This is a genomic window from Devosia sp. 63-57 (assembly GCF_001899045.1).
Taxonomy (GTDB): domain Bacteria; phylum Pseudomonadota; class Alphaproteobacteria; order Rhizobiales; family Devosiaceae; genus Devosia; species Devosia equisanguinis.
The window spans coordinates 2255822-2267046 of the sequence record NZ_MKUY01000005.1; the positions used below are offsets into that span (position 1 = coordinate 2255822).

Genomic DNA, 11225 nt, shown 5'->3' on the forward strand with positions numbered 1-11225 from the left:
TCCCCTGTCAGCCATATTGGGTCGTCTCCTTTTGGACTGCCCATGCCCACCCGTCTCAAACGCCCACCGTTCTGGCGCCCTCTTGGCCTGACCGTGGCCCTTTTGGCCTTTCAGGGCTATCTGGGCTACTCGGCCATTTCGGGCCAATTCGGTATTGAGAGTCGCGAGCAAATCCTGGCCGATATTCGCGTGCTCAAGGATCGCTCCTCGGCTCTGCAGGCAGAGATCGACGCGTTCGAGCACCGGGTTTCGCTGATGAATCCGCGTCACCTCGATCCTGACCTCGTGGTCGAGCGCGCCCGGGCCCTGCTCAACATGGCCAATGCCGACGACATTCTCGTCATGGTCGAGCCAGGAACAGGTAAACCAATTTCCGGTAAATTCGTAGAATTAATCGATAACGAGTTAATCTCGATTATCGAAGCGGATTCAACGCTTTAGATCAATATGTGCACCCTGTGGTCGGCAATGTTATTGCGCGGTCGCTTGCAGTATAGTGCGCGCCATGGCCTGATGGCCACGCGGTAAATTCCCAATTCCACCCGGAGCGAAGCATGGCGCGCAAGGCAACGGCCCCCAAGGCTACGACGCAGTCCAATGTCCCCCAGTTCACCCAAGAGCAGGATCTGGAAGCGTTCCGGGAAATGTTGCTCATTCGCCGTTTCGAGGAAAAGGCCGGCCAGCTGTATGGCATGGGCCTGATCGGCGGCTTCTGCCACCTCTATATCGGCCAGGAAGCCGTGGTCACCGGCATCACCATGGCTTCCGAGAAGGGCAGCGACGCCCAGATCACCGGCTATCGCGACCACGGTCACATGCTGGTCATGGGCCTTGACCCAAAGGGCGTCATGGCCGAGCTCACTGGCCGTCAGGGCGGCTTGTCCAAGGGCAAGGGCGGCTCGATGCACATGTTCTCCAATGAGCACCGCTTCTATGGCGGTAACGGCATTGTTGGTGCCCAGGCCTCGCTCGGTACCGGCCTGGCCTTCGCCAGCAAGTACAAGGGGGACGGCTCGGTCTCCATCACATATTTCGGTGACGGCGCCGCCAATCAAGGCCAGGTCTATGAGAGCTTCAACATGGCCAAGCTCTGGAACCTGCCGGTCGTCTACATCATCGAGAACAACAAATACGCCATGGGCACGTCGATCGAGCGTGCTGCCGCCACCACCGACTTCTCCAAGCGCGGCGCGTCGTTTGACATTCCCGGCGAGCAGGTCGATGGCATGGACGTGCGCATGGTCTATGACGCTGCCCAGCGCGCCATCGAGCATGCTCGCTCCGGCAAGGGTCCCTACATTCTAGAAATGCTGACCTATCGCTATCGCGGCCATTCCATGTCCGACCCGGCGAAGTATCGCAGCAAGGAAGAGGTGACCAAGTACCGCCAGGAGCGCGACCCGATCGAGCAGGTCCGGGCGCGGCTTCTCGAAGCCGGTGTCGTCACCGAGGACGACCTCAAGGCCATCGAAACCGACATTCGCGCCATCGTCACCGAAGCGGCCGATTTTGCCACCAATGATCCCGAGCCGGATGCATCCGAGCTCTGGACCGACATCATTATCGAGGCCTGATCGAGGCCGGCCCCAAGGGGTCGGGTTTCACACCGCTTTTGTTGAGTTTCGCCGTGTGGCCGCAGAGCCCGGCGTCGAATTGCTGGAGAGCAGATATGCCCCAAATCCTCATGCCCGCTTTGTCTCCCACCATGGAAGAAGGCAAGCTGGCCAAGTGGCTGGTCAAGGTCGGCGACGTGGTCAAGTCCGGTGACGTTCTCGCCGAGATCGAAACCGACAAGGCGACAATGGAAGTCGAGTCGGTCGATGAAGGCACGGTCGCAGAAATCCTGGTTGCCGAAGGCACTGAGGGCGTGAAGGTGAATGCGCCTATCGCGCTTATTCTAGCCGAAGGCGAAAGTGCCGGTGAGGCGCCTGCCGCTGCCCCGGCTGCGGCCGAAGCGCCGGCGCCGAGCATGGTCGAGGCCGAGGCTCCTGCGCCTGCTGCTGCAGCACCCGTCGCCGCCGCTCCCAAATTCGAGCCTCAGAACGATCCCGACCTGCCCGAGGGCGTCGAGATGGTCGAAATGACGGTCCGCCAGGCCCTCAACGAGGCCATGGCTGAAGAGCTGCGCCGCGACAAGGACGTCTTCATCATCGGTGAAGAGGTCGCCGAATATCAGGGCGCCTATAAGATCACCCAGGGCCTGCTGCAGGAATTCGGCCCCGAGCGCGTCATCGACACGCCAATCACCGAGCATGGCTTTGCCGGCCTTGCCGTCGGTGCTGCCTTTGCTGGCCTCAAGCCAATTGTAGAGTTCATGACCTGGAACTTTGCCATGCAGGCAATCGACCAGATCATCAATTCCGCCGCCAAGCAGCTCTATATGTCTGGTGGCCAGGTGCAGGCGCCGATGGTGTTCCGTGGCCCGAACGGACCTGCCGCCCGCGTGGGTGCGCAGCACAGCCAGGACTATTCGGCCTGGTATAGTCACGTCCCCGGTCTCACCGTTGTCGCGCCCTATAGCGCCGCCGACGCCAAGGGGCTCCTCAAGGCGGCGATCCGGTCGCCCAATCCGGTGGTGTTCCTCGAGAACGAAATCCTCTACGGCTCCACCGGCCTCGTACCCAAGGTGGACGATTTCGTGCTGCCGATCGGCAAGGCGCGCATCGCCCGCAAGGGTGCCGATGTCACCATCGTCTCCTTCTCCATGGGCATGCGCTACGCCACCCAGGCTACCGAAAAGCTGGTTGCTGCCGGCGTCGATGTCGAGCTGATCGATCTGCGCACCCTGCGCCCGCTCGATAGCGACACCGTCATCGAGTCGGTCAAGAAGACAGGCCGCCTCGTCACCGTCGAGGAAGGCTGGCCGCAGGGCGGCATTGGCGCCGAGCTTTCGGCGCGCGTCATGGAGCAGGCCTTTGACTACCTCGATGCGCCTGTTATCCGCGTCACCGGCAAGGATGTCCCCATGCCCTATGCCGCCAACCTCGAGAAGCTGGCGCTGCCGAACGTCGATGAAGTGATCGCGGCCGTCAATGCCGTGACCTACCGCTCGTAAGGAGACCCGGGATGCCAATCGATATCACCATGCCGGCGCTCTCTCCGACGATGGAAGAGGGCAAGCTCGCCAAGTGGCACGTCAAGGAGGGCGACAGCGTCTCCTCCGGTGACGTGATCGCCGAAATCGAAACCGACAAGGCCACGATGGAAGTCGAGGCCGTAGACGAGGGCAAGATCGGCAAGATCCTCGTTGCCGAAGGCACCGACAACGTGAAGGTCAATGCGGTCATTGCCGTGCTGCTGCAGGACGGTGAAGAGGCAAGCGCTATTGGCTCGGCTCCGGCCCCGAAAGCCGAGGCGCCAAAGAGCGACGCCAAGGCGGACGCCGGCACCGTAGAGCGCGCCGATGCTGCCACCCAGACCGCGCCGACCGCCAAGGCCGACCCGGCACCAGCCAAGTCCGCGCCTGTTGCGAACAGCAATACCGGATCGAGCGCTCCGGCAAAATCCGCACCCGCCAAATCTAAGGGCGGCCGCGTTTTTGCCTCGCCGCTTGCCAAGCGTCTTGCCAAGGAAGCCGGTATCGACCTGGCGGCTATTTCCGGCACTGGGCCGAAGGGCCGGGTAATCAAGTCGGACGTCGAGGCCGCCAAGTCAGGCAAAAGTCCGCTCAAGGCCACGGCTTCGGCCTCCGCGCCATCCGCTTCCGCCGCTCCGGCGGCCGGCATGAGCAAGAACCAGGTCATGGCGCTCTATGAGGAAGGCACCTACGATGTCGTTCCGAATGACGGCATGCGCAAGGTCGTGGCCGCCCGCCTGACAGAGAGCAAGCAGACTGTTCCGCACTTCTACCTGACGCTCGATTGCAAGATCGATGCGCTGATGGCCGCGCGTGAGCAGATCAATGCTTCTGCACCCAAGGGCAAGGACGGCAAGCCGGCTTTCAAGCTCTCGGTCAATGACTTCATTATGAAAGCCTGGGCCATCGCCCTGCAGCGCGTCCCCACTGCAAACGCAACCTGGGCCGGCGACTCAATCCTCTATCACAAGCGTTCCGACGTGGCGGTTGCTGTCTCGGTGCCCGGCGGTCTCTTCACACCGGTCGTCAAATCCTGCGACACCAAGACCCTGCGTGAAATTTCCGAAGAGGTGAAGGACCTGGCAACCCGCGCCAAGTCCAAGAAGCTCGCTCCGCATGAATATCAGGGCGGCTCGTCGTCGGTTTCCAACCTGGGCATGTTCGGCATCAAGCACTTCGCCGCCGTTATCAATCCGCCGCATGGCACGATCCTGGCTGTGGGCGCCGGTGAAGAACGCGTCTATCCTGAAAATGGCCAGATCAAGATCGGCCAATTCATGACCGCCACGCTCTCCTGCGACCACCGTGCCGTCGACGGCGCCCTGGGCGCCGAAGTGCTCGGCGTGTTCAAAGGGCTCATTGAAAACCCGGTGATGATGCTGGCTTAGGGGGCAGGGTGATGAAAACCATCCTCGCCTATGGCGATAGCCTGACCTATGGCGCCAATCCCAGGCAGGGCGGCCCTCGCCATGCCTATGAGGATCGCTGGCCGACCTCGCTCGAAAAGGCGCTCGGCGGCAAGGCACGCGTGATTGCCGAAGGCTTGGGTGGGCGTACCACCGCGGCTGACGACTGGCACGCTGCCGCCGACCGCAACGGCGCCCGCATTCTGCCGACGCTGCTCGAAAGCCATAGCCCGCTCGACATGGTGATCATCATGCTGGGTACCAACGATCTCAAGCCTTCAGTATGCGGCTCCGCGCTCGAGGCCTCTTTTGGCATCCGGCGCCTCGTGCATCTTGTTCGCGGTGTTTCCGCAGGCAAGGGTGAGACCCCGCCGCAGATCATCATTGTGTCGCCGCCGCTGCTATGCGATGGCGAAAACGCCGACATGATGGGCCACTTTGGCGGCGCTGCTTACGGCATCGCCCAGTCGCGCGAATTTGCCGGACACTATGCCCGTCGCGCCGAGGAACTGGGCACCGGCTTTTTCGACGCGTCCACCGTTTCCGTGGCTTCGCCGCTCGACGGCGTCCATCTCGACGCGACCAATACCCGCGCTATCGGCGACGGTCTTGCGCCGCTTGTCAGCAAAATTCTGGGTCTCTGACCCAAACCAATCTGGAGGCCCTTATGGCTGACCAATACGATCTTCTCGTCATCGGCGCCGGTCCCGGCGGTTACGTTGCCGCCATCCGCGGCGCGCAGCTGGGCATGAAGGTGGCCATTGTCGAGCGCGAGCACATGGCCGGTATCTGCTCGAACTGGGGTTGCATCCCCACCAAGGCGCTGCTGCGTTCGGCCGAAATCTACGGCCATATGGGCCATGCCAAGGACTATGGCCTAACCGCCGAAAAGTTCGGCTTCGACCTCGACGGCATCGTCAAGCGTTCGCGCGCCATTGCCGCGCAGATGAACAATGGCGTCCAGTTCCTCATGAAGAAGAACAAGATCGACATCATCTGGGGCGAAGCGACCATCACCAAGCCGGGTGAGATCAAGGTCGCGCCCACCAAAAAGAAGATCGTCGAGCCGCAGGGCCCCATTCCCAAGAACGCCCTGGGCGAGGGCACTTACAAGGCCAAGAACATCATTATCGCTACGGGTGCTCGTCCTCGTGTGCTGCCGGGGATCGAGCCTGATGGCGACAAGATATGGACCTATTTCGAAGCACTCAAGCCAGCCGAAATGCCCAAGTCGCTCGTCGTCATGGGCTCGGGCGCCATCGGCATCGAATTCGCGTCCTTCTATCGCTCGCTGGGCGCAGAGGTGACGGTGATCGAACTCTTGCCGCAAATCCTGCCGGTCGAAGACGCGGAGATTTCCGGCCTCGCCCGCAAGCGCCTGGAAAAGCGCGGCATCAAGTTCCTCACCGAAGCCAAGGTCGCCAAGGTCGAAAAGACCGGTAACGGCATTGTTGCCCATGTTGAAACCAAGGACGGCAAGACCCAGCAGATCGCTGGCGACAAGCTGATCTCGGCGGTCGGCGTCATGTGCAATATCGAAGGCCTCGGCCTCGAAACCGTCGGCGTCAAAACCGAGCGCGGCGCCATCGTCATCGACCATTATGGCAAGACCAATGTCGACGGTATCTGGGCCATCGGCGACGTCGCTGGCCCGCCCATGCTGGCGCACAAGGCCGAGCACGAAGCCGTCATCACCGTCGAAAAGATCGCCGGCCTCAAGGTCCATGGCCTCGACAAGACCAAGGTGCCCGGCTGCACCTATTGCGAGCCCCAGGTTGCCTCTGTCGGTCTCACCGAAGCCAAGGCCAAGGAAGCTGGGCGCGAAATCAAGGTCGGCCGCTTCCCCTTTGTCGGCAATGGCAAGGCGATTGCGCTGGGCGAGCCCGACGGCCTCGTAAAGACCATTTTTGACGCCAAGACCGGCGAACTGCTCGGCGCACACATGGTCGGCGCCGAAGTCACCGAGCTGATCCAGGGTTTTGTGGTCGCCATGAACCTCGAAACCACCGAGGAAGAGCTGATCCACACCATCTTCCCGCATCCCACGCTTTCCGAGTCCATGAAGGAAAGCGTGCTTGATGCATATGGTCGCGCCCTGAACATCTAGCCGATCTCAATCGTTGGTCCGGGTGAAAGCCCGGGCCATTCCCTTTCGCCCGCGCTCAGGAACGTACAACCAAAGGAGTTTTCCACATGGTCAAGGCAATCCAGATCGGTCTGGGACATTGGGGTTTCAGCTGGACCCGAGACGTTATCCCCAAAGTTCCCACTGTCGAGGTGGTGGGTTATGTGGATACCAATCCCCAGGCGACCGCCCGCGTACAGAACGAATTGGGCATTGACCCGAAACTCTGCTTCACCAGCCTCGAAGACGCAGCTCATCACACCGATGCCACTCTGGCTATCTGCACCTTGCGCACTGAAGCCCACTATCCCGTGGTCAAGCGCTGCCTCGAGCTCGGCTATAATGTGTTGGTCGAAAAGCCTTTCACCAGCACCATTGCCCAGGGCAAGGAACTGGTTGCCCTTGCCAAGGCACAGGGCAGGGTGCTCATGGTCAGCCAGAACTACCGTCACCAGCCGGCGCCTATCGCCGCGGCCCGGCTGATCGCCGAAGGCAAGTTCGGCGCGCTCAACATGGTCTCGATAGACTTCCGCCGCCACGGCCCCAGCCAGGGCTATCGTTATTGGGACATGCCCGATCCGCTGCTGGCCGACATGTCCATCCACCATTTCGACCTCATGCGCTTTGTGCTCGGCGACGAGCCGGTACGGCTATCCTGCCGTACCTGGAATCCGCCCGGGAGCCCCTTCCGCTATGATCCGAGTGGTGTCGCAACGATCGAATTTGCCAGGGGCACGATCGTTTCCTACCGCGCTAGCTGGATGAATTCCGGGCCGGTGACGCCTTGGGCCGGCGAATGGGTCATGGATGGCGCCGAAGGGCAGATCGCCTGGAGCTCACGCGATCACTTCCGCGACCGTACCGGCCCCGACCAGGTCAGCCTGCTTGCGCTCGATGGCAAGCCGGAACCGGTCAAGCTCGATCCCGTCGCGTTTCCGGACCGGACCGGCACGCTCAACGCCATGGCCACGGCGCTCGAAACCGGCATCATTCCGCCCGGCTTCAGCTCGGGTGAAGACAATCTCGGCTCACTGGCGCTGGTCCGCGCAACCATCCTTTCTGCGAGCCACGGTGGCGACTGGGTGGATATTGCCGACGTCATGCACTGAACGCATACAAGACCAGGCACGGGTTGAACCGGCCGCCTTTGGGAGCGATATAGGGGCTAGCCCCAGACAGGACTGATATGGTCACGCTTATCGATAATGCGGCCCGCCCGCGTCACCCGGAAAAAGCCAACCGGCCCGAAAGCATCGTGCTGCGCAAGCCCGACTGGATTCGCGTCAAGGCGCCGGGCTCCCCAGTCTACAAGGAAACCCAGCAGATCGTGCGCGAGAACAATCTCGTCACCGTGTGCGAGGAAGCCGGCTGCCCCAATATCGGTGAGTGCTGGTCCAAGAAGCACGCCACCATGATGATCATGGGCGAGATCTGTACCCGCGCCTGCGCCTTCTGCAATGTGCGCACCGGCTTGCCGACTGCCCTCGATCCCAACGAGCCCGAAAATGTGGCCAATGCTGTGGCCAAGCTCGGTCTCGAGCATGTCGTCATCACCTCGGTGGATCGCGACGATCTGGCTGATGGCGGTGCGCAGCACTTCGCCGACGTCATTCTGGCGATCCGTGCTCGCAACCCCAGGACCACTATCGAAATCCTGACGCCCGATTTCCTCCGTAAGGACGGCGCTCTCGAAATCGTGGTGGCGGCCAAGCCGGATGTGTTCAACCACAATCTGGAAACCGTGCCCTCCAAGTACCTGAAGGTGCGTCCTGGCGCCCGCTATTTCCATTCGATCCGGCTGCTGCAGCGGGTCAAGGAACTCGATCCTACCATCTTCACAAAGTCCGGCATCATGGTCGGGCTCGGTGAAGAGCGGAACGAAGTGCTCCAGCTCATGGACGACCTGCGCTCCGCCGATGTCGATTTTCTCACTATCGGGCAATACCTGCAGCCGACCAAGAAGCACTACCCGCTCCAGCGTTTCGTCACGCCGGAGGAGTTCAAGTCTTTTGCCACCGTGGCAACGGCCAAGGGGTTCCTGCTGGTGTCGTCGAGCCCGTTGACGCGGTCGTCCCATCATGCCGGCGAAGACTTCGCCCGCCTTAGGGCCAACCGGCTGGCAAGGCTCGGCCACTGAATGAAGCGTTTCTATGAACGGCATGTGCCGCATCTGCCGCAGCGCATGTTCGATGTCGTCTCGGACCTCTCCAACTATCCGCGCTTCATTCCCAACTGCCAGGCCATGCAGGTTCGATCCGACCCGGCCGCGCCCGCCGGCGGCAATGTGCTGCTGGCCCGCATGACCATCGCCTTTGGTCCGATTACTCAGGCCTATACCAGCCGGGTAACCCTGGATGCGGAGCGGCTGACCGTTCGCGCCAAGGCCGTCGATGGGCCCTTTTCCTACCTCGACAGCATTTGGAGTTTTGAGCCCGAAGGGCAGGGCACGAGGGTCCGCTTTGAGATCGACTTCAAGATTTCCAATCCGCTGATCTCAGCGGTAGCGGAGCCCGCCTTCGCCGCCAAGCAGGAAGAAATCATGCGCGCTTTCTGCGACGAGGCCGATCGTCGCTTCGGAGTTTGATCCTCTGACAGCCAAGCTCCGCCTGACCGGTCGCCTTGTCTGCGCCTCGCAGGCGGAGGTGGATGTCGTCCTCCGCTATCTGCCGGAACACGTTCGCCTCACCCGCGCCGAACCCGGTTGTCTCTCATTCGAGGTGACAAAGACCGACGACCCCATGGTCTGGCGGGTCGAAGAGCTGTTCATCGACCAGGCAGCCTTCGATGCCCATCAGATGCGGACCAAAGCCTCAGCTTGGGCGCGCACGACCGCAGGCATTCGACGCGACTATGAGGTCAGCATCATTGTGGACGGACCGGGCAAGGCATAGGTTGAAGATCGACTTATTGCGGCGGATCGCTCGTCAGCACCTGCAGCACCAGATCAAGCGCTGCCTCCACGGTCGCCTTGCGGATCGCATCACGGCCTATGTCGCCGAAGCGATGCTCGATCACCACCGTCGCAAGGTCTGAGGATACGGCCACATAGACGAGCCCCACCGGCTTTTTGTCACTGCCGCCATCCGGACCGGCAATGCCGGTTGCCGCCACGGCAAAATCGGCACGGGCCGTGTTGCGAGCGCCGTCGGCCATGGCGCGGGCTACCTGGTTGCTGACCGCGCCATAGTCGCGAATCAGTCGCGATTGAACGTGGATCATCTTGGATTTGGCGGCATTGGCGTAGGTCACATAGCCGCCATAGAGCGCGGCGGATGCTCCGGGAATATCCGTCAGCGCCGCCGCAATCATGCCGCCCGTGCAGCTTTCGGCGGTGACGATGGTCTTGTTGGTCTGGGAGAGGAGGTCGATGATCTGTTTGCCCACGCTGGGCGGAGTCTGTTTGGCCATTCAGTCGATCCTCGGCACTTCCACGCTTGCGCTTGCCATTGCCACGATGCCTTCCTCCCGCCCGATAAACCCGAGCTTCTCATTGGTCGTCGCCTTCACCGCCACACGGCTCGCCGAAATCCCCAATGTTTCGGCAATGACCGCGCGCATGGCAGAGGCGTGAGGGCCGATCTTCGGCGCTTCGGCAACGATTGTCACGTCGCAATTGACGATCCGTCCACCGAGCCGCGCGACTAATTCGCTGGCGTGGCGCAGAAAGATGGTCGAGGCTGCGCCTTTCCATTGCATGTCGCTGGGCGGGAAGTGCACCCCGATATCGCCTTCACCAATGGCCCCCAGAATGGCGTCGGTAAGCGCATGCAGCGCGACATCCGCGTCGGAATGGCCGTTGAGCTTGGCCTTGTAGGGAATGCGAACGCCACAAAGCCAGACGGCATCGCCCGGCTCGAAGGAATGCACGTCATAGCCAGTGCCAATGCGGGTTTCCATCTGCTTTGCTCCTGTCAGGATGTGCTCGGCGCGCACAAAGTCTTCCGGATAGGTGAGCTTGAAATTTTCAACATCACCCATGACCATTCCGACCCGCAAACCCGCCCATTCGGCAATTTCGGCATCGTCGGTGAATTCGCGCCGAACATTCACGGCGCGCATATGGGCAGAGAGAATTTGCCCGAAACGGAAGCCCTGTGGTGTCTGCGCGGCTGAAAGCTGCCGACGATCTTCCGTTGCCGCGACCTGCCTGCCGTCGATCGAGCGCTTGATTGTGTCGGTAAGCGGCAAGGCGGGTAGGGCGCCGTCAAAATTCTGCAACACCGCGATGACATCACCGATCACCTCCAGCGAGACCATTGGTCTCGCGGCATCGTGAATGAGCACCAGATCGGGCCGTAAGGGGCCGAGCGCCATGAGACCGGCAAGAACGGATGCCTGCCGGTTGGCGCCACCGCCGATTGCCGGCAGCAGCCGCGGGTCGCCAAGTCCCAGATTATCGAAGCGTTCCCGATGCTGCTCGTTGATCACGGGCAAGACATGAGTGACCTGCGGATGGTCGAGAAAAGCCTTGATCGAGCGGGAGAGAACCGGGGTGCCGGCTACAAGGCGATACTGCTTGGGCACCTCATTGCCATCAACGCCGACGCGTTCGCCTTTTCCTGCAGCGACGATGATGACGGCTATGGATTTTGAACGTTCAGACATATACGCACTTCGC

At 61.5% G+C, this 11225-nt stretch carries 12 protein-coding genes; 10 read left to right on the top strand and 2 right to left on the bottom strand.

Translation table 11 applies throughout. The features are described 5' to 3' along the window. The first annotated feature begins 42 nt into the window (after positions 1–42). From BGO80_RS19115 to BGO80_RS19160, 10 genes are all read left to right on the top strand, one after another. Complete coding sequence (locus BGO80_RS19115) at positions 43–441, top strand: FtsB family cell division protein (protein WP_126151529.1); 399 nt, start codon at positions 43–45, stop codon at positions 439–441. A gap of 113 nt (positions 442–554) precedes the next feature. Beyond that, a complete protein-coding gene (gene pdhA, locus BGO80_RS19120) occupies positions 555–1574 on the top strand; it encodes a pyruvate dehydrogenase (acetyl-transferring) E1 component subunit alpha (protein WP_126151528.1) in 1020 nt (339 codons plus the stop codon). A 95-nt stretch (positions 1575–1669) separates the two neighbouring features. Beyond that, the gene (locus BGO80_RS19125) at positions 1670–3055 is read left to right on the top strand and encodes a pyruvate dehydrogenase complex E1 component subunit beta (protein ID WP_126151527.1); all 1386 of its coding nucleotides are present in this window, start codon (positions 1670–1672) and stop codon (positions 3053–3055) included. Between the two features lie 11 nt (positions 3056–3066). Beyond that, positions 3067–4464: a pyruvate dehydrogenase complex dihydrolipoamide acetyltransferase gene (locus BGO80_RS19130; protein ID WP_286722958.1), complete on the top strand. Its 1398-nt coding sequence runs from the start codon at positions 3067–3069 to the stop codon at positions 4462–4464. A gap of 11 nt (positions 4465–4475) precedes the next feature. Continuing rightward, the gene (locus tag BGO80_RS19135) at positions 4476–5126 is read left to right on the top strand and encodes an SGNH/GDSL hydrolase family protein (RefSeq protein ID WP_286722959.1); all 651 of its coding nucleotides are present in this window, start codon (positions 4476–4478) and stop codon (positions 5124–5126) included. 23 nt (positions 5127–5149) lie between these two features. After that, a complete protein-coding gene (lpdA, locus tag BGO80_RS19140) occupies positions 5150–6589 on the top strand; it encodes a dihydrolipoyl dehydrogenase (RefSeq protein ID WP_286722960.1) in 1440 nt (479 codons plus the stop codon). An 86-nt stretch (positions 6590–6675) separates the two neighbouring features. Beyond that, complete coding sequence (locus BGO80_RS19145; protein WP_286722961.1) at positions 6676–7716, top strand: Gfo/Idh/MocA family protein; 1041 nt, start codon at positions 6676–6678, stop codon at positions 7714–7716. 77 nt (positions 7717–7793) lie between these two features. Then, positions 7794–8744, top strand: coding sequence for a lipoyl synthase (lipA, locus tag BGO80_RS19150; protein WP_126151522.1), 951 nt, complete (start codon positions 7794–7796; stop codon positions 8742–8744). Continuing rightward, positions 8745–9191: a type II toxin-antitoxin system RatA family toxin gene (locus BGO80_RS19155; protein WP_286722962.1), complete on the top strand. Its 447-nt coding sequence runs from the start codon at positions 8745–8747 to the stop codon at positions 9189–9191. It abuts the gene before it with no gap. 58 nt (positions 9192–9249) lie between these two features. Continuing rightward, positions 9250–9498, top strand: a complete 249-nt coding sequence (locus BGO80_RS19160; protein WP_353744220.1) for a putative quinol monooxygenase — start codon at positions 9250–9252, stop codon at positions 9496–9498. Positions 9499–9511: 13 nt separating this feature from the next. Here the strand turns inward: BGO80_RS19160 and BGO80_RS19165 are convergent, their stop codons facing one another. Together BGO80_RS19165 and BGO80_RS19170 are read right to left on the bottom strand one after the other, a co-directional pair. Beyond that, positions 9512–10015 (bottom strand): CinA family protein, encoded by a 504-nt coding sequence (locus tag BGO80_RS19165; RefSeq protein WP_126151519.1) that lies wholly within the window; start codon positions 10013–10015, stop codon positions 9512–9514. Next, on the bottom strand, positions 10016–11212 hold the full coding sequence (locus BGO80_RS19170) for a bifunctional 2-C-methyl-D-erythritol 4-phosphate cytidylyltransferase/2-C-methyl-D-erythritol 2,4-cyclodiphosphate synthase (RefSeq protein ID WP_286722963.1): 1197 nt from the start codon (positions 11210–11212) through the stop codon (positions 10016–10018). Positions 11213–11225: the final 13 nt, after the last annotated feature.

Excerpts from the sequence above, each read along its gene's own strand:
- lpdA (WP_286722960.1), top strand. The coding sequence starts at position 5,150 with ATGGCTGACCAATACGATCTTCTCGTCATCGGCGCCGGTCCCGGCGGT.
- BGO80_RS19135 (WP_286722959.1), top strand. The coding sequence starts at position 4,476 with ATGAAAACCATCCTCGCCTATGGCGATAGCCTGACCTATGGCGCCAAT.
- BGO80_RS19115 (WP_126151529.1), top strand. The coding sequence starts at position 43 with ATGCCCACCCGTCTCAAACGCCCACCGTTCTGGCGCCCTCTTGGCCTG.
- BGO80_RS19165 (WP_126151519.1), bottom strand. The coding sequence starts at position 10,015 with ATGGCCAAACAGACTCCGCCCAGCGTGGGCAAACAGATCATCGACCTC.
- BGO80_RS19125 (WP_126151527.1), top strand. The coding sequence starts at position 1,670 with ATGCCCCAAATCCTCATGCCCGCTTTGTCTCCCACCATGGAAGAAGGC.
- BGO80_RS19155 (WP_286722962.1), top strand. The coding sequence starts at position 8,745 with ATGAAGCGTTTCTATGAACGGCATGTGCCGCATCTGCCGCAGCGCATG.
- BGO80_RS19145 (WP_286722961.1), top strand. The coding sequence starts at position 6,676 with ATGGTCAAGGCAATCCAGATCGGTCTGGGACATTGGGGTTTCAGCTGG.
- BGO80_RS19170 (WP_286722963.1), bottom strand. The coding sequence starts at position 11,212 with ATGTCTGAACGTTCAAAATCCATAGCCGTCATCATCGTCGCTGCAGGA.
- BGO80_RS19130 (WP_286722958.1), top strand. The coding sequence starts at position 3,067 with ATGCCAATCGATATCACCATGCCGGCGCTCTCTCCGACGATGGAAGAG.
- pdhA (WP_126151528.1), top strand. The coding sequence starts at position 555 with ATGGCGCGCAAGGCAACGGCCCCCAAGGCTACGACGCAGTCCAATGTC.
- lipA (WP_126151522.1), top strand. The coding sequence starts at position 7,794 with ATGGTCACGCTTATCGATAATGCGGCCCGCCCGCGTCACCCGGAAAAA.